Below are 21,486 nucleotides of genomic sequence, written 5' to 3'. Positions count from 1 at the left end.
AAACGATACGTCGTCTACTATTTTTGTAAAAATGCAAAAAGCTATGGTACTATGAAAAAAAGGAGTGGTGAGAAATGGAATTCCAATTACAAAATGTAACGGAAAACAAACTAGCTTTTGTTTATAAGCAAGATGGGGAACAGTTAGCGGAAATTACATGGAAACAGGAAGGCCAAGTAATGGTCATGGATCACACTTATGTATCAGATAAGCTCCGTGGGCAAGGAGTTGCCAAAAAATTATTAGATCGTGCAGCAGATTATGCGCGTGAAAATAATTACAAAATGGTAGCAGTTTGTTCGTATGTAGTTGCAGCATTTGAAAAATCTGATGCTTATGACGATGTAAAACAATAAAAATAAAGCAATCTGCTAAATAGCTTAGAGCTACTATGCGGATTGCTTTTTAGGTTTTAATATAGAACTTTTCCATCTTCGCCATTATAGAAAAACAATACCGTAAATAAGGAATGTTAAAAAGCCTGCGCCACCTACTAAAGAAGCCATGTCTACCCAATCATATACTAAATCTAAATCTTTCATAAAGAACATCCTCCTATCGTTTGTACTATTTCATTATTTCCCTCATATTGTCAGTGCTAATCATAAATAAGTACAAAATAATAAAGAATTACGTAAAAATATTCGAATTATGCGATAATATCGACTAGGAGAGTGATTGTGAATGTCTTGGAAAATACAGACGTACGATGAATTAACGACGGAAGAACTGTATAAAATAATTCAGCTAAGAGTAAATGTTTTTATTGTTGAACAACAAACCTGTTATGAGGATTTGGATAACCATGATCAAAACTCTATACATTTATCATATGTTAAAAATGATAAATTATGCGCTTATGCTCGTATATTACCCCCAGGTGAAAAATTTACAATGGCATCCATTGGTAGAGTGATAACAAGTCAGGAAATGCGGGGTACTGGACTTGGGAAAGACATGATTCGCTTAGCTCTAGAGATAATTGAAGACAGATGGTCAGGTTCAGAAGTATTTATTCAAGCACAGGAATATTTAAAAAAATTTTATAGTTCTTTTGGCTTTCAACAAGTTTCTGCGCCGTATATTTACGATAGCCTGCCGCATATAGATATGCTATATCAAGCAAAAAAATAATGTTTAGTCCTCTAAGAATAGGGAAAAGCTATAGTATAAGGCCAATTTCTATATTTTTAGGAGGGATTTATGATGGCAAAGAATAAAGGGACAGGTGTTGTGCTTGCGGGATTAGCAGGATTTGCAGCATCTTATTTAAGCAAAAAAGAAAACCGTGATAAAGCAATGGATATGTTTAACAGTATGAAAGCTAAACTAGGATCTTTTGTGAATACATCGAATGTGGATATGGATGATCGAGTTGCGGAGCGTATCACAGCCGAAGTAGTAACTGAAGCGGGTACAGCGCCTACAAAGCTAGCTTCCAATGAAATGGTTTCTGAAGGTGGAGGACATACAGGCGTTCATTTCTACAATGAAGAAATACAAGAAAAAGAAAAGTAAGGTGCCAGGCACTCAAACAATTTTAAAGTAAAAATCCACGAAGACTCCAGCGGGAAAGCACGCAATGTAAGACGCAACAAGCCGCGCGTTAGCGAGGGTTGCGGCTTACGGTGTGCCCGCCGGAAAGCGCAGTGGATTTTTACGCTTTAAAAGATAGCACAATACAAAGTGCCAGTATTAGTTAGAAGAAATAGTCCTGCTACTATACGTTTTTAAAAAATAGGAAGTCCAATACTCTACTTAAAGTGATGTATGGGATTGCCTCTTTTTATGTGGAATAAGTGTTATACCAGCAAAGGTGATTAAGATAATGCCTGTAAATATAAACCCACTGACTACACCGAGCGATAACCATCCGAGCAATGAGGAGCCTAGTACAACTCCCAATGAGAAAAATGCATAAAAATAGCCGTATGCTTTCCCACGGATTTCAACTGTCGTAGAATCAATTAATAGCGAATTCACAGATGGGAATAACAAACCGAAGCCAATACCGTAACAAGCCATAGCTATATAAAGGAGAGTACTCGAATCAGCCTGACTAATCAGTATTTGACTGACGCCCATTAAACCAATACCGAGGGATAATGTTTTTATCGGAGCTACTTTATCAAAAATGCGATTTGTCGGCAATATAAAGACTAGTACAGCGACAATACCGAATGCACTCATTAATGTACCACTTAAGCGTGAGTCGAAGCCTAAAGTTTGGACTTTTAAAGGCAGTAAATAAGCAATAACACCTTGGGAAAACATTAAAAAGAATGCTCCTGAAAATGCCTTTAACGTACCTATATTATGAAAAAATACACTTATCGGGATATATGTTTTAGAAGATGTTTTGTCCTTTTTGGCATGATTAGCCTGTAGTAAAAAGAAAGAAAGGATACCTAACACTAGCATAAAACTTGCAGTGATATTAAAGACAAAAGGTACACTAGTACGACTTGCTAAAATACCACTAAATGCTGGACCCACAATGGCCGCAATACCTACAAATGCACCTGAAATGGCACTACCTTTGCCCCGTTTTTCTTGGTCGGTGGCATTAGCTAGAAATGTAAAAGCCGCAGGAACAATAAAGCCGGCAACCAAGCCATGTATAAAACGAACGATAAGGAGGGCAAACGGTGCATCTACTAAATTATATAAAGTCAATGATAGACCCGTTGTCAGTAGACCGACAATTAAAATAACAAAGGGTCCTTTACGGTCTGTTAAAAAACCCGAAATAATATTCCCGAATGTATTAGAAAGAGAATACATACCAACTGCAAGTCCGGTTAAAAAAGCAGAGGCACCGAGAGATTCTGCATATGTACTCATAACAGGAAGCTGAGTAAATAGGTCAAAAAATGAAAAGAATATAATTATATAAATAAATTTCTTCATAACTCCTCCGACTGCTAATTACGACATAGTGAGTTTATTATACCATTTTCGACAAAAAAGAACGCCTAATAAGTTGTTTTAAACTTATTAGGCGTTCTAGAATTGCTACTATTAAGCTTTAGCAATTTCTTTTTTCATTGTTTTGTTTTTAGCAAGGTTTACGTGCCAAGAAAGAGCCTCTTCTAAAATATGAGGTGTTTGTTGGTTACCTGTTGCTTCTACAGCACGGTTGTAGTAATCCCATAATTGCTCTTTGTAATCAGGGTGTGCACAGTTCTCGATAATTAAAGGTACACGTTCTTTTGGTGCAAGACCACGTAAATCAGCAATACCTTGCTCAGTAACGATTACGTCAACATCGTGTTCTGTATGGTCTACGTGAGAAACCATTGGTACGATTGACGAAATTGCGCCACCTTTTGCATAAGATTTTGTTACAAAAATACCCAGACGAGCGTTACGAGCGAAGTCACCAGAACCGCCGATTCCGTTCATCATTTTTGTACCTGAAACGTGAGTAGAGTTTACGTTACCATAGATATCTAACTCAAGAGCAGTGTTGATTGAGATTAAGCCCAAACGACGGATAAGCTCTGGGTGGTTAGAAATTTCTTGTGGACGTAAGCATAATTTATCTGCATAGTGTTCCATGTTGCCGAATACACGTTTTTGTAGTTCTTCTGAAAGTGTGATAGAAGCTGCAGATGCGAAGTCTACTTTACCAGCATCAATTAAATTAAATACTGCATCTTGTAGTACTTCAGAGTAAACAAATAAGTGTTCGAATTCAGAATCTGCAAAACCATCAAGTACAGCGTTTGCAACAGAACCTACACCAGATTGAATTGGTGCTAGCGTATTTGTTAAGCGACCAGCTTTGATTTCAGAACGGAAGAAATCAAGTAAAATGTTAGCCATTGTTTGAGTTTCTTCATCTGGAGGCACGATCATTGAAGGTGCATCTGGCTCTTCTGAAATAACAATTGCTTTAATTTTAGCAGGGTCTACTTTAATACCAATTTCACCAAGACGTTGGTTTGGTTTTGTCATTGGAATGACATCACGTTTACCTTGTTCGCCTGGAACGTAAATATCGTGAATACCAATTAATGATTCTGGGTGAGAAATATTTAATTCAATAATAATATTTTCAGCGTATTGAGCGAAGATTGGTGAGTTACCAACTGAAGTAGTTGGGATAATATAGCCATCTTCAGTAATTGCAGCTGCTTCAATAATTGCATATTTAATTGGTCCGATAATACCTTGACGAACTAACTCTGCGTTGTGAGAAAGGTGAGCGTCAACGTACATTACGTTACCAGCGTTGATTTGATTACGAATACCAGCGTCAGCTTGGAATGGTCCGCGTTTACGGATAACGCCAGCTTCAGCTAAATACTTATCTACTTCTGGCCCTAAAGAAGCACCAGTATATACATCAATTTGGAATTTTTCGTTTTTAGCACGTTCCACTAATGCCATAGGAACAACTTTTGCATCCCCAGCACGAGTGAATCCGCTCATACCTACTACATCACCGTCAGAAAGAAGTGCTGCAGCTACATCAGCAGATACGACTTTGCTTTCAAGCTCCTTATTACCTAAGCGTTTTTGAATGATTGCATCCATTAAAAAATCCTCCCCTAAATTTGATGGAAACCGATAACAAAACTAGAAAAAACGTGTAAGAATTTTCTGTTTATTTAGTTGTAGTATGACTCCAACCATTTGATTAATACTATCACCAATTTGTCACAAAAACTTTATAAATAGCATTAAATTAAGTAAACGAAGGAAAATCGAGCGGAAGAATGCTTTTTCGACAGAGAAAACGTTTTAATGTAGCGCTATGTATTATGTAAGCGTTAAATTTAAAAAAGTACAGCAAGTTCCCTTAAGAGGATACCTGCTGTACTTAAGAAATTAGAAGCCTAAAGAACGACGGAAGTAACTTGCGTAGCGTTGACTAACAGGGATACGCGTTCCATCTTTCATAATTAATAAGAAAGTTGAATGTGAATCTGGTTGAATTTCATCAATATAATCGATGTTTACAATGTATGAACGGTGACATCTAATAAATGAATCTGGCGCTAAAAATAGCTCTAAATCACTTAAGTTTAAACGGTGATAACCTTCGCGCCCCATTGTTTTCACAAATGTTTTACGTAGCTGTGTTTCAAGATAAATCACTTGATCATGTTTAATCGGATACCAACAGTCATCGATTTTAATCGTGATGTAGTTTGTTAAAAATGCTGATGGCTTTTGCGGGAAGATTGCTGTAATTGCACCTTTTGTTTCGCCTTCTTCCATTAAAGGAATACTCATGCCATAGTATGCAACACCAAATACATCAGGTTCGATATAGGTGCTGATTTTTTGCCCATAGCTTAAAGCTTTGTGTGCAGCTGAGCCTTCTTTGATAGGGTCACCTGGCTTAATTTTTAAATCAACTTTTTTGCTCGGTTGGTAGTACAAGTATTCATTTGTATCAGAAATTGCGATTGAAGTATTCTCAGGGAAAAACTCCTTTATAATCTCCATGATTTCTTCTATTTGCTTTGGATCCACTATTAGCACCTCATTTTACTTTTAAAAATAGTATTATCATCTATTTTACTACATATTCGTATAAATTATATAGAGAAGATTTCGGAATAAAATAGAGATATGTCGATTGCTACATTAAAAAGATGAAAATTGACTTACATAAAATTCAAGGTATTATAATTAATTACTAATTATTTTTAATATGTATATGGTAAAATTTAAATGTCTATTAATAAGTTTACAAGGTTTCTACTGTATTTATATGATAAATTAGAACTAGGACGATGTACAAAATGTGGTTGAAAGGAAATCGCAGAATATGGTAAAATTCACTTTAAAGTATATTTTTTTTAATACTAGAGTTTAAGTTAGGTTATTTTTAAGCTATATTCAAGATATAATTGTGTAATAGGACTCAATTCATATGATAAATAAGTAAATACTTTTTTCTTATTTAGAAATTGTAATTTGATGTCAAATATTGTAATGTAATTCGTGCACTCTGAGGAAAGATGGGGAAGATTATGCAACTACATCAACATTCTATGTCAGAAACGATATCAAAAAGATACTTCCAAGAAATCGATAATATTAACCAATACATCGGTGTAGAAGAATTTTTTAATATTGAGTCAAAATTAATATTTGAAATTTACCATTTAGAATCTGCAAAGGCTAAAAAATCTTTGCATGAATTAATTGATATTCTTTCTATACGTTTTGGCAAGCAGGTCATTAAAATAGTGCGAGGTTATTTTTCCGTTTTGTCGTCGATTGTTGCTCGTAAATTGCTAGACAATCAAGTACCTTCGAAGAAAGCCTTTGCTTTTAATATTGCTTGTAATGATATGATTGAAAATCAGATGAAAGACGCAGAATTTTTGCAATTTGCTGATGATTTAATTGATTTCTTTGTGTATTTTATCGCAGATAGAAAGCAACCGACTTTCCGTCATCAGACAGTTAATAAAGTGATTATGTATATTAATGATGAGCTAGAGAATGATTTAACAGTGGAGAGTATCGCGAATAACTTCCATATTAGTACAAGTCACTTGTCGCGTATTTTCAGAGAACATGTGGGCATTACATTGGTCGAGTATTTAAATGTTCGTCGCGTAGAGGAATCGCAATATTACCTACGACATACGAATAAGAGTATTACATCCATTTCAGACCAATTCCATTTTTGTAATCAGAGTTACTTCACGCGTATTTTTAAGAAATATACAGGAGTAACACCTAAACATTTTCGTGATGAGCTGCATCATGAATTTTACCGTTTTGAAATGAACGAGGCGGAGATGCAAAACGCTTAATCTTGTGGGACAATAAATGGCACTCAATGAATAAGAACATACTGTAAGATGCGATTGTATTAGCGATGCTAAAGCGCGCATCTTTTTTATGTGAACAAACTACCATTGTGTCACGCTTCCTTTAACGCCTAAGCGTATTTGATAAGTAGCGCTTGCTATTTGATAAAGGTAGTCTTAATAAGGTATACTTCACATTAGTTGAAAAATAATAGTAGGTGGAAAAATGAAAAATTTGAAGCTTTTATCAATGCTTGGGCTTGTTGTTTTTGTATTAAGTGGCTGTAAAGCAGTTGAGAACAAAGAAGGCTTTTTCTATAGTGTTTTTGTAAAACCTATGGAATTTTTACTGGAGTTTTTCGGAAATGATATTTTTTCAGGTAGCTATGGTTTAGCAATCATCGCTATCACGGTTCTTATCCGTTTAGTCTTAATGCCGATTATGTTGAAAAACTATCGTCAGCAACAATTGATGAAAACGAAAATGGATGCCTTCAAACCTGAAATGGAAGCCGTTCAGAAAAAAATGAAGGAAGCAAAGACAAAAGAAGAACAAATGCAATATCAGCAAGAGATGATGGCGTTGTACCAAAAACATGGTGTTAATCCTTTAAATATGGGCTGTTTACCAATGTTAATTCAAATGCCAATCATTATGGGTCTTTACTTCTCAATTTTATATTCTGCCGATGTGAAATCACATATGTTCTTATGGTTTAGCTTAGGTTCACCAGACATTGTGATGACAATAATTGCGGGGATTGTTTATTTGGTACAAGCACGAGTTTCTTTATGGACTGTACCAGAGCAACAAAAAAAGCAAATGAAGATGTTTATTTACATTTCGCCAATTATGATTGTCTTTATTTCTATGTCTTCTATGGCAGCACTACCTCTTTACTGGTCTGTCAGTGGTGCATTACTAATTCTTCAAACGTATATTGGTCGAAAATACTATTCGGAGCATCCCGAAAAAGCAGAATCATAAATGAATTAATGTCGAGGCGCGTTGTAGCCTCGATTTTTTTTAGGAGGAAAACAGCATGAATATAAAATGGATATCTTCAATTTTAGTTGCAGTATTTAGTATTGCGGCCATTGTATGCATTATTATCGGGCATTTTAATTTAGCGGTGCTAGCAATGACTATAATGTTTGCCTTGTCAAACGGCTTTAGAGCGAAGAGTTTTAAGGAACAAGGATATGTTAAAGAGGCGAAATGGATGAAGTATATGGCAATCTTTTTCTCTATTGCTTCAATCGCGGTGCTTATTATTATTTTTACAGAATAATGGGGAAAAGCTACACTTAAAAATGTGAACAGTGATAAAATAAAACTATCAAAATATAGTGTATTAACTTGCTTTGGCAGAAGCCTTTCCAACTACAATAAGTGCCATGTATGTACTCGCAAACGGTGAGGGCAAACCTTGCTGAAACAAGTTAAATACTTGGCGGCTGTCAAAGATGTAGAAAAAGCCTTTCGAGTCGTTTTGAAAAAAATCTTGACGCCATTCCGCCGAGGTGTAATTGATTAAAGGTCTTAGGGTTGCTCAAACTCCCATTGCAACGACCTGATTTTGAAATCTCGTTTTGTTTAGCAACCCTGCATCTACACAAAAGGGGCAAAAAAATGAAAAAAAATCGTCTACCACTTATTATTGGCGCTATTATTTCAGCGGCACTGATCGTATCTATTTTTATAGTGATTAACTATAAGAATAATCAAGTCAATGTAGCGTCAGATGAAAATCAACCAGTAGCAGAACAAGGCAAAAAAGACAATCCTACAAAAGAGCAACCAAAAACACCTGAAAATGTAACTGAACCACAAGAACAGCCAGACGAAAACGGCTATTACCCAAATCAAGCAATGCCGACAGAGCCTACTTATATTGATGGTATTTTACTAGCCAATAAAAAATATCCACTACCATCCACATTTGCACCAGGTGAAAATCCGGAGGCACGTCAAGCGTTAAATAAGATGATAGCAGAAGCTAAACAGCAGGGCTTTAACTTAGTCGCTTTTAGTGGATATCGTTCTTATGAATATCAAACAACATTATACAATAATTATGTTAAGCGCGATGGTCAGGCTGCTGCAGACCGCTATAGTGCACGTCCAGGCTTTTCTGAGCACCAAACAGGCTTAGCGTTTGATATTGGTGAAGTTGGCAAAGAAGATTTATGGCTGACGGAGGAGTTTGGTGAAACACCTGCAGGAAAATGGTTATTCGAGCATGCTGCAGAATATGGTTTCATTTTACGGTTCCCTCAAAATAAGGAGCATTTAACAGGTTACATGTATGAATCTTGGCATTATCGTTATGTTGGAATCGACATTGCTAAGAAAATTAAAAAACAGAATAGCACGTTAGAAGAGTATTTAGGTGCACAATAAAAAAAGAGCTTGGAGACATAACCTAAAGCGAGCGTTAGTAATAAAAAGGCGATGTCTTTAGCTCAAAACGCACGCAACGTTACAGAGTGCAACAGGGAAGTAGTCACTGTAGCGAACCATAGCAAAAAGTGTTAGATTGACTGCAATCAATCTAACACTTTTTCTTTTGTACCCAATTAATAAAGGGATTATTACAATATTGGTGTTAATAAGCGTGAGATGGATTCTTTGAATTTTATCATGCTTGAACGGTTTTGATACATTTCCCAAGTTAATTCTGTGCTATCTAAAATGTCCTTTTCAAATAGCTCAGCTAATTGGTGGGAAATTTTGGAATCGTAGATAAAGGCATTGACTTCGAAGTTTAGACTAAAACTTCGGACATCGATATTTGCTGTTCCTACTGTAGATGCTTCATCGTCAATAATAATAGCTTTAGCATGAATAAATCCTTTTTCATAAATATAAACCTTTGCCCCTGCACGTAATAATTGGCCTACGTAAGAGTATGTTGCCCAATAAACAAACATATGGTCCGGCTTATTAGGAATCATAATACGTACGTCAATGCCTGATAATGTAGCAATTTTTATGGCGTCTAAAAAACTAATATCAGGAATAAAATAAGGGGTTTGAATATAAATATATCTCTTGGCCATATTAATCAGCTTTAAATAGCCGATTTTTATTTGTTCCCAATCAGAGTCAGGTCCACTCGAAACGATTTGTAAACCGACATCACCTTTTTTCGGGATAGCAGGGAAGTAACGATCAGAATAACCCATCTTTTGCTGTGCGCATGCTTGATTCCAATCTAATAAAAAGCGTGTTTGCAGTGGGTGGACAGCGCTTCCCTCAATACGTAAATGCGTATCTCTCCAATAGCCAAATTTCTTTTGAAGGCCAAGGTATTCATCTCCTACATTAAAGCCCCCGATATACCCAATACGACCGTCAATTACTACAATTTTACGGTGATTTCTAAAGTTGAGACGTGGGTTAAGAAGTGGGAATATGGAAGGGAAAAATACTTCCACTTCGCCGCCCGCTTCAAGGAGTTTCTTAAAATGTCTTCTTTTTACATTGCGAGAGCCCATTTCATCATATAAGAGCCTTACTTTGACTCCTTGTTTTGCCTTTTTAATCATTGTGTCAATAAGACGTGTACCTAAATTATCTAAGCGGAAGATGTAATATTGAATATGGATATGATCTTTAGCTGCTTCGATATCTTTTAATAGCTGTTCAAATTTGTCTGCACCATCGTCAAAAATAGCAAGGTGATTGTCTTGGGTTAATACCGCATTATTTGTTTTTAAATGCATATAAATCATTTCTTTATAATTTTCGGCATTTTCAATACGAAACTCAAACGTATTATCTCGTATGGTGTCTATTTGATAGCTAATCAGATTATCAATCCCAATGTCTTTGCGCCCTTCCCAACGAAACAAATGTTTCCTGCGCAGTTGTCTGCCAAGTAGTAAATATAAAATAAATCCAGCTAATGGCAAGAAAAATAGGACAAGAATCCATGCCCATGTAGAACTAGCATCTTTACGCTCTAAAAATATAATTGTCATCGCAGATAAGATATTTACGAATAAAATTAAAGGTACTAGATATTCTACATCTGTAAAAATGCTCATTCCTGCACCCCTTTACTATATTTCACATTATATCTAGTATAGCTTACTTCACAGGTGGAAAGAAAGGACAGTAAGTGATTTGTTATTATCACAAAAAAATACCATCAAAAGTAGAGGCAATCCCTTTGATTTTTTGATTTAAGGGTACAGCTAGAACTGATGATTAAAATCAGACAAGCCCCACCACAAAAAATTAGTGCTGGGGCCTGCTAGTTATCTATTCATTTTAAAAAGAAAGAGGGGAATCGGCTAGGTTATACATAATGTTCCCATTGAAATAGTATATCGCTAAAATCTTGTTGAAGAAGTTTATCACGATTGATAAAGAACTTCCCTACGCCACTATCCGCCCACATAATACCGAACTCGTCATTGGTATCAATTTGTAGTAAAAGTACATCATATCTCTGTAGCAGATGAGATTCGTGCCGAATGTCTTCCTCTAAAAAATATGCGTATCCGCCTATTTTAGCGCCAGCTCCTAAAAAATGCTGTAAGTAAATTTCGTGCAAATTAACATCATGATTTGGTGCACATATTAGACTCGGTAAATAGTGTACAGCTCGATAATCTAAAGCTGAGACAGGTTCCTGTGTAAAGTGGAATTGTAGCGATAACTCTTCTTTAATAGGAAACCAATCATCTGACGTCACAGAAGGTTTTTCTTGCGTTGGCATGGCTGTTTTTGTTTCTAATGTTGGATAAAATCGTACCTTATAGAACTGTTGAAAAATGTCTTCCTTATAATGTGCCGCATTGGTAAAAATATTAGATGAAATAAAAAATTGTAAAATACCTTGTGTAGGAAAATTTTGTATTATTGGTATTTCTGCAAAATTTATTTGAGCTAATAAACGCATCGTTTCACCAGTAATGTCCTTTGGAACTGTTTGATAATAGGGTAAATAAGGTTCACCGGCAAATTTACTCTCTGTTATTGTAGTTGAGCATTTACATAGCGATATAGTAATCACAGACAGTAACGAATCTTCAATTTCAGAACGTAATGGTTCGAGCTCTCTTGGAAGAGAAAAATTTATTGTTTTATTCATGCAGTATCCTCCGAGTTTACGCTTTCAAACATGGATGTCATATAAGTTTAACAAATACATCTGTTGCTATTAGTTACGACATATAGTGCGAAAATTATTCAAGTCTTAAAGTTTTATTTGAAGCCTTATAAATAAAGATCAAAATAATCGAGATAATTGCGATAGTTGCAGCAATATAGTAGCCAAGATTAGATTGCACGGTAAATAACCATGTGAAAAATAGAGGCCCGAGAATACGCCCTAAATTATCCATTGAGTAGGAAAGCCCTGCTGCTGTACCATATTGGCCGCCAGATTCTTTGGAGGATAATGACACGACACATGTTCTTGCAAGGGCATTTCCGGCTGTAAAGATACAAAGTGCAAAACCTGCCATCAATAGATTGCCTGTTAAAGTAAATAAAAGCATACCGATTGCTGTAATGATTTGAGCTCCAATGAGCCAAGATGTTTCTGTGCCATTTTTAATGCGACGAACTACGCCACCTTGTATGGCTGCATCTACAAAGCCACTAAACATAAATAAATAACCGATTTGCAAAGGTGTTATTTGTATACGATCAATTTGAAAAAGTTGGAATGTTGCTTCTACTCCTGCGAGCATAAAAGTCACTAAGAACGAGAACATAAATAAATAACGAACACGATATTGCAGCATTTTGCCAACACCTTTTGGGACAATTGCTCTTTTTGTTATATCTTTTCGTTTTTCTGGTTCTTTTAAGACGAAAGTTGCATAAATAAATAATAGCGCGATTAAAGCTGCTGATGCGATAAATGGTAATTGCAAGCTATAATGACCTAACATGCCGCCAATTGCAGGACCGAAGATAAAACCTAGACCAATGGACATGCCCATAAAACCCATGTACTTATTACGATCTTCCTCGCTCGACATGTCACCAATAAAGCCTGTTACAGCTGTATACAATGCACCTGAGAATAAGCCACCCACGATACGTGATACGTATAACATTGTTAAATGATCAATGAACATTGAAAAAATAATGAAACTAAGACTGAATCCTACCAATCCCGTTAAAATGAGTTGCTTACGACCAACTTTATCAGAAAGCTTTCCCCAAAGTGGTGCGGTAAAAAAACTTGCAAGAGAATACACTGTCAGTAAACCGCCTACATGGATGTTTTGCCAATCGTGTTGGACGATGACCTCTGGTAGGACAGGAATAATAATTCCAAAGCCTAGGTAGACGAGAAATTGCACTGACATTAAGAGTAAAATTGGTTTTATCATTTAATTTCCTGCTTTCTTACAATATTTCAGTATGTATATTCTACCTCTCTTGTTCTTGCTATTACAAGGGAACGGTGGGGAAGCGTTTGAAACCAAGATAAGGATTGATTTAGTCTGTGTTAAGTTATGATTTTGCGTAACGGTTCATCCACTATATTTATTCCTTCTTTCATTCCCTCTTTTAGTAGAAGATTGTTCCTGCTGGCTGGTCAAAAAATAATGAAGAACGACGAATAGAATGGATTTGATGGGCTAATAATGTATTTATCGAATTTTATTCTATAGTGTATTTTGTTTGCCTAAAAAAGTGACCTTTAAACATAATTTACATTGTAACAAAATTGAAAAATATTAAAGGCGAGTTAAATGGTATGATAGATACAGATAAACTTGTCTGACATCTAACACTTAGAAAAAATGAAACTTTTTTGGAAATAAAACGTTATATAAAATCGAGAAAAGATTGAGGTGGAATGTATGACGAAGGAAGTAGATTTGAAAAAGATTGTTTCGAATTTATCGAAGTTGGGTGTGACGGCTACTGTAACGAAGTCTCGACTTGAACTTTTAAAAGTGCTGACACCACCAACGCAAACTCCGCAAGTTCAAGCTTAACTCATTTTACAAAAAAGAATGGATAGTTCTCTTTCGAAAATAGAGAGACTATCCATTCTTTTTTATTTAGTATTCAAACTTTTTAATCCTCTTCATCATACGTTGTAAACATGTAAGTACGATAGTGGAAACGCATGCTAAAGACTAGCCCGATGGCCAGTGCATTCCCCATTAAAGAACTCCCTCCATAACTGATGAATGGAAGTGGAATACCTGTAATCGGTAGGAGCTGAATTGTCATCCCGATATTCTCGAACACATGGAACGTAATCATCGCAATAATACCTGCACAAACATAAGTTGAAAAAGGGTCTTTCAATAATAATGTAGTTTTTGTTAAATGATAGATTAACAAAAAGAAAATACAGATTACTATACTTGCACCAATAAATCCCCATTCCTCGCCGATAACGGTGAAGATGAAGTCCGTATGATTTTCGGCTACGTACACTTCACGACCACGGAAGCCCTTACCGAAGATTTCACCAGAACCAATTGCGTTTAAGGAAGTAATCAAATGGTATCCATCACTCGATGAATACGAATATGGATCTAGCCAAGAGTATATTCTGGCAAACTGGTACGCTTTAAAGCCAAATGTTTTTTCTAAAAATTCCTGCATGTAAAGTGCCATCCACAGGAGGCTTCCTCCGACGACAGCGCCACCTAAAAAAGTAGGTAATAAAATTTTCCAAGAAATACCTGCTACGATAACAAGTGCAGCAGTAATCGCAAAGAAAACAAGTGCTGAACCAAGGTCAGGCTGTTTCATAATAATACCAAGTGGTATAATCAACGTTATAGCGATTTTACCTAGTAAAATGAAGTCCGATTTAATGGATCTTAAAGAGTAGACTTCATGATGTTTACTAATAAGGCGTGCAAGCGCTAAAATGTAAAAAGTTTTCATAAATTCGGAGGGCTGGATATTACCAAGTGGTGTATGGAACCAGCTTTTAGCACCATTCACTGGCTCACCAATTTGACCTTTACCTTCCGGCATGAAAATAAGCAAAACTAAAAGAGCAATTCCAGCTCCGTACATATACCAAGCCATTTTTTTATATTGATCAGGCTCGAAAAACATAATGACACCGATAATAAATGCACCAATTACATACCATCTTAATTGCAAAGGTACGTAATTAATACCGTATTGTCCGGAAGTTTGAGCGGATGCAATTGCTAATAAACTAATGACAAGAAAAGTGAAAAGTATAAAAGCGAGCGTCCAGTCAAAACGGTTCACGAAATTTCGTTTATTTTCCATAAAAGCCACCTAAAATAAAATAGTTTAAAATCTGCGCACAGACGCATGTCGAACATTAACATTATAACGCAAAAAACAATTTTACGCCTGAGTATATTGTTGTGACGACAAATAGCATAAAATGTTTCAAAAAATGATGTTTAGTTTTATAATAAAGTGAAGAATGGGGTGATGGATGTGGCTAAGAAATTAAAGTCAGCTGAAGATTTTATGTATCATATATATGTTCATATGAATGATGTCGATAAATTTGTTATATTTAGCGGGCTTAAATTCTCGCAATTTGTGGCTGCTTTAGATCCACTGCATCACTTACTATTACTAAAGCATTCCTATGAAGATGGATCATTTAATATGCATACACAGTTTGATTATATACCAGATGAGGAAGTTCCTCGTTTTGTAAAGAAAGCTACGGAGTCGAAAGAATTGTGTTGGGTAGATTTTATGGATGAAAAGAGGCTAGATCAGCTGACACCGATGGAACAAGGAGAACTGCTTTACATAAGCCATAAAAAAGAACCGATTACTTCGCCATTTTTTAATAAATTGCAAAATCGGTTTGTTTATTGTTCTTCAGATGTAGAGAAAATGACGAAAATTTATTTTCGCCATTTAAGTGATTCGGATTTGCTTGTCGCTAATGTGTTTAATACGTTAATACGAGAGAAAGAACGAAGCACAGGTTTTTGGCGCCGTAAAGTAAAATCAAGTATTCCTTCTCTTACGCCGGAATTTTTGCGTGCTTATCGCTCCTTTGCTAAAGAGGGTGCATTATTGTCGCTGTACCGCATTGAGAAGCCGAAAGCAGCATATGGTATAGAAATACGTAACTTATCAGATTATTCCTTTCCAGATGAGGTCTGGGATGATTTAAATACAATTTTGAAAAACGAGCACGATGAATTGATTCATATTATTTAACGCTATTTAGCAGGTATTTCACCAGCTAAATAGGAATGGAACTCAAGAAAGTGATAGTCAGTCATTTTACTTGGGTGACCAACTTGAATGAATAAGGCACTCAAATCTCACCGTCCAAATTACGGTGAGATTTTTATGTCATTTGTCAAGCCGTTTCGTGATAAACTAATAATACTCAAGAAGTATGTGGAGGGCACAAAAAATGAAAAAAAGAATCGGTTTATTATACGGCGGAAAGTCAGCGGAGCATGAGGTGTCATTGTCGACGGCGTGTGCAGTCACTGGAGCTTTGAATTTCGAGGAGTATGAGATATATCCGATTTACATTACACCAGATGGGGAATGGCGACGTGGCGAGCGTTTAGAAAAACCCGCAAATTCCATTGAAGAATTGCAATTTGGTGATGATGCCATTATTTTAGAAAATAATATTACAGCGTTTTTAATTGATAAAAGCGGGGCAGCGATCCAATTTGATGTTATTTTCCCTTTACTGCATGGAACAAACGGAGAAGATGGAACTGTGCAGGGTTTACTGGAAGTGTTGAATCTTCCGTATGTCGGTAATGGTGTGTTGGCATCATCTGCAGGTATGGATAAAGTGATTATGAAACAATTGTTTGAAATTGCTGGCTTACCACAAGTGCCATATACGTACTTCATTCGTAGTGAATGGAAGAAAGAGCAAGATGCTATTTTAACGCGTTGTGAACAGAAATTGTCTTGGCCGATGTTTGTAAAGCCAGCAAATTTAGGCTCAAGTGTAGGTATTAGTAAAGCATCGAACCGTGAGGAACTAATTCAAGCAATTGAGGTAGCATTGCAATTCGACCGTAAAATTGTGGTAGAGCAAGGCATTGTAGCACGTGAAATTGAATTAGCTGTACTGGGCAATGATTTTCCAGAAGTATCTGTGCCAGGTGAAATTAAGCCTATGACAGCGTTCTATGATTATGATTCAAAATATAAGGATGGTTCAACAGCATTGATTATTCCTGCTGAACTACCTACAGAAGTTGTGACAAGCTTAAAAGAGTACGCAAAAAGTGCGTTTAAAATTTTAGATGGAAGTGGTTTAGTACGCGCGGATTTCTTTGTCACGGCAGATCATGCCATTTATATTAACGAAGTAAATACAATGCCAGGTTTTACACCTGTTAGTATGTATCCGCTTCTTTGGCAACATACAAACGTAAGTTACCCAGAGCTTATTAATCGACTGATTGCACTAGCACTTGAGCGTTTTGAAGAAAAACAACAGCTTCACTATAAAAAAGACTGAGTGGGATTATTGTGAAAAAGACATTAAAGGAATTAGCAGCATGGTTAAATGATGAAGTGCCAGCTTTCGGAGACACGATTGTATCTGGTATATCGATTGATACAAGAACAATCTGCCAAGGGGATTTATTTGTGCCATTCCGCGGTGAACAGGCAAATGGTCATAAGTTTGTACAACAAGCTTTTGAAAAAGGAGCGGGTGCTTCGCTTTGGCAAAAAGATGAACCAAATCCGCCAAAGAATGTTCCGTTACTATTTGTGGATGATTCAGAGTTGGCGTTACAGCAAATGGCACGTGCTTATCGTAATGAGCATAAGGCGACCTTTATTGGTATTACAGGATCGAATGGTAAAACATCCACAAAGGATATTTTAGCAGGCACACTAGCACCGTTTTTTAAAGTACAAAAAACAATTGGTAATTTTAATAATCAATTAGGCTTACCGATTACGATTTTACAGCTCCAAGAGGATACAGAAGTTGCTGTACTTGAAATGGGCATGAGTGGATTTGGGGAAATTGAGTTTTTAACAAAGTTAGCTCGTCCTCATATAACGGTAATTACTAATATTGGTGAGGCACATATGCAAGACTTAGGCTCGCGTGCCGGTATTGCAAAGGCGAAGTTTGAAATTATACAAGGTATGCAAGAGGACGGTGTGCTCTTTTATGATGGTGATGAGCCATTATTAAATGAGCTTGTTGCAAAAGAACAACATTTAAATGCGCAGGCGTTTGGTTTAGAACCAGGCGATTTGTTATATGCTGAAAATATTGAAGCAACTGCAAGTGGCAGTAGTTTTACAACACATGGTGCTATTGAAGGTGATTTCTTTATTTCTGTTCTTGGGAAGCATCAGGTGAAAAACACTTTAATTGCCATGCTTATCGCGCAAAAACTAGGTTTAACGGATGAGCAAATTCGTACATCTTTAAAAGACGTAACGTTAACGGATATGCGTATGCAACAAGTACAAGGAAATCAAGGTGCATTATTTATTAATGATGCTTACAATGCTGCACCTACGTCGGTAAAGGCGGCGATTCAGTTTATAGCCACAACAACTATTCGCCCTGAAAAGTGGCTGGTCTTAGGTGATATGCTCGAACTAGGGGATAATGAAAAAAGCTTCCATGAAGAGTTATCATTAGCAATTCATGAAAGTGAAATTGATTATGTGTGCTTGTACGGTCCGCGTATGGCTTTCTTGTATGAGGTGCTGAAAGAACGTTTCGACGCTGACCATTTACTATACGATAAGGATGATTTTGCGCCTATCATTGCAAAGCTGCAACAGGCAACAGAGAAATCCATTGTATTATTAAAAGGATCACGTGGTATGAAACTAGAAACAATTTTGCAAGCATTTACTTCATGATTTGCGATTGTTTGACATAATGAATTTGTTACTTGGGGTAAAAATCCGCTCTGGTTTATAGTGCGATGATTTTTACCCTTTATTAAAAAGCATATAGAAAGCGTTTTGTGCGCTATGTTGCTGGTAAAACAGCCACTTTTTGAGGTGAGGGTAATGACGATAGGTGTATTATGCATTCATGGATTTTCGGGTGGTGCTTATGAGATAGAGCCGTTTACAGCTTATTTACGAGCCAATACAGATTGGCTAATCGAGACACCTACCTTATCTGGGCATGGAGAAGAACTAAAGATGAAAGGCTTTACCGCACAACATTGGTTAATGGATGCGGAGTTAGCTTTTCGAGCGCTATCGAAAAAAGTGGATGAAGTGATTGTCGTTGGTTTTTCTATGGGCGGGATTATTGCGTTATATTTAGCGAAACGTTATAAGGTGAAGAAGCTTGTCCTGCTTAGTGCTGCAGCCAAATATATTAGCCCTAAGCAACTTGTAAAAGATTTTAAAATGCTAGCAACCGAGGCGTATCATCGCAACCTTTCGAATAATGAGCTGTTTTTGAGATATCGTCATAAGTTTAACAACGTCCCCTTAGCAGCTACAATTGAGTTCATGAAACTCGTACAAAGGGTAGCGCCATATTATCAAGACATTAAAATTCCAGTGTATATCGTTCAAGGAAAATTAGACGGAATTGTGCCCTATCATACCGCTCAATATTTGTTTGATCAGCTTGCTTCAACAAATAAAAAGTTGTATTTTTCTAACAATGGCAAACATCATATTTGTTATTGTGAAGATTGTTTTGATTGGTTTACGAAGGTTTTAGCGTTTTTAAAGGATATGTAAAGTAGTCAGATTATTACGACTCATGCGTTATCGTTGCATACGTTTGATTCCCGTGATAGACTAGTGTAAGCAATGGATACATTTTGTGCGAAGACTCTTCATAATTTGGTTGAAGAGTACTTTTTTTTGAACACAACGGTTTTATTCTAAGTGAATAATTACGCAGAATCGAACCGCTCGGTAAAGACCGGGCTTTCCTTTTCATATAAGAGAGCTCTACTTGAAGCATTTGTAGAGAGAATTTTTAAGTAACGGAAACGTTCCACAACACAGGCTCGAATTTGCCGACAACTTCATCTGAAAATGTAACCATTTGTCAACTTAAAAGGAAAAAAGGAGATTGAGAAGTTTGACAAATTTTTCAGAATTAAATATTAGTGAATCTACACTACGTTCAGTAAAACGTATGGGATTCGAAGAAGCAACACCAATCCAAGAGGGTACTATTCGTTTTGCCATTGAAGGTCGCGATGTATTAGGTCAAGCGCAAACTGGTACAGGTAAAACTGCCGCTTTTGGTATTCCACTTATCGAGAAAATCGATCCTAAAAACCCTAATATCCAAGCGTTAGTAATTGCTCCAACTCGTGAATTAGCGATTCAAGTTTCAGAAGAACTATATAAAATCGGCTACGACAAGCGTGTAAAATTATTATCAGTTTACGGTGGTCAAGAAATTGGACGTCAAATTCGTGCGCTGAAAAATAAACCACAAATTATTGTAGGTACACCAGGTCGTATTTTAGACCATATTAATCGTCGTACTTTAAAACTAGAAGATGTTCAAACACTTGTACTGGATGAAGCAGATGAAATGTTAAACATGGGCTTCATTGATGATATTAATTCAATTTTAGAAAACGTACCTGCTGAACGTCAAACATTATTATTCTCAGCAACAATGCCACCAGCAATCCGTAAAATCGCTGAGACATTTATGCGTGACCCTGAAATTGTAAAAATTAAAGCAAAAGAATTAACAGTGGATAACATTGATCAATATTTTGTGAAAGCTGCTGAGCGTGAAAAATTTGATGTTTTATCTCGTTTATTAAACGTTCACCAACCAGAATTAGCGATTATCTTTGGACGTACAAAACGTCGTGTTGATGAGCTAGCACAAGCTTTATCAATCCGAGGATATCTTGCTGAAGGAATTCATGGTGATTTAAGCCAAGCAAAACGTATTTCAGTTTTACGTCAATTTAAAGAAAATAAAATTGATATCCTTGTTGCAACAGATGTAGCAGCTCGTGGTCTAGATATTTCAGGCGTTACACACGTGTATAACTTTGATATTCCTCAAGATCCTGAGTCTTACGTTCACCGTATTGGTCGTACTGGCCGTGCCGGAAAATCAGGTCTTGCAGTAACATTTGTAACTCCACGTGAGATGGGCTATTTACGTATTGTTGAAGAAACAACGAAAAAACGTATGACACCACTTCGTCCGCCAACAAATGACGAAGCTTTAGTAGGTCAACAACGTTTAGCTATTGAGACACTTGAAGGTCTTATTGCCAATAATAACTTAGGTGATTATCGCACATTAGCTACAGAAGTCCTTGAAAACCATGATGCTATCGATGTAGTAGCAGCTGCATTACGCTCATTAACGAAAGAGCCGGATGATACGCCTGTTACAATTACAGAAGAACGTCCATTACCAATGCGCCGTGAGCGTTCTGGTGGCGGTGGTGGCCGTGGTGGCGATCGTAATGGCCGTAACAGAAGCGGTGGTGGTCGTAGCTTTGGCGGTAACCGTCGTGAAGGTAGTGGTGGCGATCGTCGCAACAGTGGAGGCCGTCGTGAAGGTGGTCGCCGTGAGGGCGGAGCTCGTCGTGAAGGTGGACAAGGTCGTTCACGTGCACCACGTCGCCATGAAGACTAATGAACTTTCAAACCTTACAGTCAAATTGACTGTAAGGTTTTTTATATTTATATTTGAATTAATTTATTTGGAATGTTTGGAAGAGGGAGTGAGAGTGCGAGCGACGGAAGTGGCTCAGTATAAGTATCTCACTATAG

General features: G+C 36.7%; 20 protein-coding genes. 13 read left to right on the top strand and 7 right to left on the bottom strand.

Annotated features, from left to right (window positions below):
* The first annotated feature begins 74 nt into the window (after positions 1 to 74).
* The 3 genes from MHH88_RS20210 to MHH88_RS20200 all read left to right on the top strand — a co-directional run bounded on the left by MHH88_RS20210 (position 75) and on the right by MHH88_RS20200 (position 1,518).
* Positions 75 to 356 carry a GNAT family N-acetyltransferase gene (locus tag MHH88_RS20210; protein ID WP_069508933.1) on the top strand — a complete coding sequence of 94 codons (282 nt, stop codon included), beginning with the start codon at positions 75 to 77 and terminating at the stop codon, positions 354 to 356.
* A 328-nt stretch (positions 357 to 684) separates the two neighbouring features.
* Entirely contained in the window at positions 685 to 1,134 is a 450-nt protein-coding gene (locus MHH88_RS20205; protein ID WP_339260277.1) for a GNAT family N-acetyltransferase, read from the top strand.
* A 69-nt stretch (positions 1,135 to 1,203) separates the two neighbouring features.
* A complete protein-coding gene (locus MHH88_RS20200) occupies positions 1,204 to 1,518 on the top strand; it encodes a hypothetical protein (protein ID WP_258041160.1) in 315 nt (104 codons plus the stop codon).
* 240 nt (positions 1,519 to 1,758) lie between these two features.
* Here MHH88_RS20200 and MHH88_RS20195 read toward each other — a convergent pair whose 3' ends face one another.
* The 3 genes from MHH88_RS20195 to MHH88_RS20185 form a co-directional block, all read right to left on the bottom strand.
* On the bottom strand, positions 1,759 to 2,910 hold the full coding sequence (locus MHH88_RS20195; protein WP_339260275.1) for an MFS transporter: 1,152 nt from the start codon (positions 2,908 to 2,910) through the stop codon (positions 1,759 to 1,761).
* A gap of 111 nt (positions 2,911 to 3,021) precedes the next feature.
* The gene (locus MHH88_RS20190) at positions 3,022 to 4,542 is read right to left on the bottom strand and encodes a succinate CoA transferase (RefSeq protein ID WP_024361330.1); all 1,521 of its coding nucleotides are present in this window, start codon (positions 4,540 to 4,542) and stop codon (positions 3,022 to 3,024) included.
* A gap of 294 nt (positions 4,543 to 4,836) precedes the next feature.
* Complete coding sequence (locus MHH88_RS20185) at positions 4,837 to 5,487, bottom strand: LytTR family DNA-binding domain-containing protein (protein WP_024361329.1); 651 nt, start codon at positions 5,485 to 5,487, stop codon at positions 4,837 to 4,839.
* Between the two features lie 503 nt (positions 5,488 to 5,990).
* Between MHH88_RS20185 and MHH88_RS20180 the strand changes: the two genes are divergently transcribed.
* From MHH88_RS20180 to MHH88_RS20165, 4 genes are all read left to right on the top strand, one after another.
* On the top strand, positions 5,991 to 6,785 hold the full coding sequence (locus MHH88_RS20180; protein ID WP_069508948.1) for a helix-turn-helix transcriptional regulator: 795 nt from the start codon (positions 5,991 to 5,993) through the stop codon (positions 6,783 to 6,785).
* A 223-nt stretch (positions 6,786 to 7,008) separates the two neighbouring features.
* On the top strand, positions 7,009 to 7,770 hold the full coding sequence (gene yidC, locus MHH88_RS20175; protein ID WP_025220710.1) for a membrane protein insertase YidC: 762 nt from the start codon (positions 7,009 to 7,011) through the stop codon (positions 7,768 to 7,770).
* 55 nt (positions 7,771 to 7,825) lie between these two features.
* Positions 7,826 to 8,074, top strand: coding sequence for a hypothetical protein (locus MHH88_RS20170; protein WP_069508951.1), 249 nt, complete (start codon positions 7,826 to 7,828; stop codon positions 8,072 to 8,074).
* Between the two features lie 341 nt (positions 8,075 to 8,415).
* Positions 8,416 to 9,186 carry a M15 family metallopeptidase gene (locus tag MHH88_RS20165; protein WP_339260270.1) on the top strand — a complete coding sequence of 257 codons (771 nt, stop codon included), beginning with the start codon at positions 8,416 to 8,418 and terminating at the stop codon, positions 9,184 to 9,186.
* A gap of 191 nt (positions 9,187 to 9,377) precedes the next feature.
* On the opposite strand, the gene cls is transcribed toward MHH88_RS20165, so the two are convergent.
* The 3 genes from cls to MHH88_RS20150 form a co-directional block, all read right to left on the bottom strand.
* Positions 9,378 to 10,835: a cardiolipin synthase gene (gene cls, locus MHH88_RS20160; protein ID WP_069508957.1), complete on the bottom strand. Its 1,458-nt coding sequence runs from the start codon at positions 10,833 to 10,835 to the stop codon at positions 9,378 to 9,380.
* Between the two features lie 254 nt (positions 10,836 to 11,089).
* Entirely contained in the window at positions 11,090 to 11,887 is a 798-nt protein-coding gene (locus MHH88_RS20155; protein ID WP_339260268.1) for a YwqG family protein, read from the bottom strand.
* A 94-nt stretch (positions 11,888 to 11,981) separates the two neighbouring features.
* Positions 11,982 to 13,142: an MFS transporter gene (locus tag MHH88_RS20150; RefSeq protein ID WP_339260266.1), complete on the bottom strand. Its 1,161-nt coding sequence runs from the start codon at positions 13,140 to 13,142 to the stop codon at positions 11,982 to 11,984.
* Between the two features lie 477 nt (positions 13,143 to 13,619).
* Here MHH88_RS20150 and MHH88_RS20145 point away from each other — a divergent pair, with 477 nt between their 5' ends.
* Entirely contained in the window at positions 13,620 to 13,757 is a 138-nt protein-coding gene (locus MHH88_RS20145) for an Lmo0850 family protein (RefSeq protein WP_004232019.1), read from the top strand.
* An 82-nt stretch (positions 13,758 to 13,839) separates the two neighbouring features.
* Here MHH88_RS20145 and MHH88_RS20140 read toward each other — a convergent pair whose 3' ends face one another.
* Entirely contained in the window at positions 13,840 to 15,027 is a 1,188-nt protein-coding gene (locus MHH88_RS20140) for an FtsW/RodA/SpoVE family cell cycle protein (protein WP_069508965.1), read from the bottom strand.
* Positions 15,028 to 15,198: 171 nt separating this feature from the next.
* On the opposite strand from MHH88_RS20140, the gene MHH88_RS20135 reads away from it, so the two are divergent.
* From MHH88_RS20135 to MHH88_RS20115, 5 genes are all read left to right on the top strand, one after another.
* Positions 15,199 to 15,951, top strand: a complete 753-nt coding sequence (locus MHH88_RS20135; RefSeq protein WP_081327861.1) for a hypothetical protein — start codon at positions 15,199 to 15,201, stop codon at positions 15,949 to 15,951.
* Between the two features lie 202 nt (positions 15,952 to 16,153).
* Positions 16,154 to 17,233, top strand: coding sequence for a D-alanine--D-alanine ligase (locus tag MHH88_RS20130; protein WP_339260264.1), 1,080 nt, complete (start codon positions 16,154 to 16,156; stop codon positions 17,231 to 17,233).
* 11 nt (positions 17,234 to 17,244) lie between these two features.
* Entirely contained in the window at positions 17,245 to 18,612 is a 1,368-nt protein-coding gene (murF, locus tag MHH88_RS20125) for a UDP-N-acetylmuramoyl-tripeptide--D-alanyl-D-alanine ligase (protein WP_103977859.1), read from the top strand.
* A 153-nt stretch (positions 18,613 to 18,765) separates the two neighbouring features.
* Positions 18,766 to 19,458 carry an alpha/beta fold hydrolase gene (locus MHH88_RS20120; RefSeq protein WP_339260262.1) on the top strand — a complete coding sequence of 231 codons (693 nt, stop codon included), beginning with the start codon at positions 18,766 to 18,768 and terminating at the stop codon, positions 19,456 to 19,458.
* A gap of 349 nt (positions 19,459 to 19,807) precedes the next feature.
* Positions 19,808 to 21,349, top strand: a complete 1,542-nt coding sequence (locus tag MHH88_RS20115; protein ID WP_069508980.1) for a DEAD/DEAH box helicase — start codon at positions 19,808 to 19,810, stop codon at positions 21,347 to 21,349.
* The last annotated feature ends 137 nt before the right edge of the window (positions 21,350 to 21,486 follow it).

Origin of the sequence: Lysinibacillus sp. FSL K6-3209 (assembly GCF_037976175.1) — a bacterium.
Taxonomy (GTDB): domain Bacteria; phylum Bacillota; class Bacilli; order Bacillales_A; family Planococcaceae; genus Lysinibacillus; species Lysinibacillus sphaericus_D.
This window is presented reverse-complemented; position numbering and strand designations above follow the sequence as displayed.

Excerpts from the sequence above, each read along its gene's own strand:
- MHH88_RS20140 (WP_069508965.1), bottom strand. The coding sequence starts at position 15,027 with ATGGAAAATAAACGAAATTTCGTGAACCGTTTTGACTGGACGCTCGCT.
- MHH88_RS20205 (WP_339260277.1), top strand. The coding sequence starts at position 685 with ATGTCTTGGAAAATACAGACGTACGATGAATTAACGACGGAAGAACTG.
- MHH88_RS20190 (WP_024361330.1), bottom strand. The coding sequence starts at position 4,542 with ATGGATGCAATCATTCAAAAACGCTTAGGTAATAAGGAGCTTGAAAGC.
- MHH88_RS20180 (WP_069508948.1), top strand. The coding sequence starts at position 5,991 with ATGCAACTACATCAACATTCTATGTCAGAAACGATATCAAAAAGATAC.
- MHH88_RS20150 (WP_339260266.1), bottom strand. The coding sequence starts at position 13,142 with ATGATAAAACCAATTTTACTCTTAATGTCAGTGCAATTTCTCGTCTAC.
- cls (WP_069508957.1), bottom strand. The coding sequence starts at position 10,835 with ATGAGCATTTTTACAGATGTAGAATATCTAGTACCTTTAATTTTATTC.
- MHH88_RS20155 (WP_339260268.1), bottom strand. The coding sequence starts at position 11,887 with ATGAATAAAACAATAAATTTTTCTCTTCCAAGAGAGCTCGAACCATTA.
- MHH88_RS20165 (WP_339260270.1), top strand. The coding sequence starts at position 8,416 with ATGAAAAAAAATCGTCTACCACTTATTATTGGCGCTATTATTTCAGCG.
- MHH88_RS20170 (WP_069508951.1), top strand. The coding sequence starts at position 7,826 with ATGAATATAAAATGGATATCTTCAATTTTAGTTGCAGTATTTAGTATT.
- MHH88_RS20145 (WP_004232019.1), top strand. The coding sequence starts at position 13,620 with ATGACGAAGGAAGTAGATTTGAAAAAGATTGTTTCGAATTTATCGAAG.
- MHH88_RS20210 (WP_069508933.1), top strand. The coding sequence starts at position 75 with ATGGAATTCCAATTACAAAATGTAACGGAAAACAAACTAGCTTTTGTT.
- MHH88_RS20195 (WP_339260275.1), bottom strand. The coding sequence starts at position 2,910 with ATGAAGAAATTTATTTATATAATTATATTCTTTTCATTTTTTGACCTA.
- MHH88_RS20200 (WP_258041160.1), top strand. The coding sequence starts at position 1,204 with ATGATGGCAAAGAATAAAGGGACAGGTGTTGTGCTTGCGGGATTAGCA.
- MHH88_RS20135 (WP_081327861.1), top strand. The coding sequence starts at position 15,199 with ATGGATGTGGCTAAGAAATTAAAGTCAGCTGAAGATTTTATGTATCAT.
- MHH88_RS20120 (WP_339260262.1), top strand. The coding sequence starts at position 18,766 with ATGACGATAGGTGTATTATGCATTCATGGATTTTCGGGTGGTGCTTAT.
- MHH88_RS20130 (WP_339260264.1), top strand. The coding sequence starts at position 16,154 with ATGAAAAAAAGAATCGGTTTATTATACGGCGGAAAGTCAGCGGAGCAT.
- yidC (WP_025220710.1), top strand. The coding sequence starts at position 7,009 with ATGAAAAATTTGAAGCTTTTATCAATGCTTGGGCTTGTTGTTTTTGTA.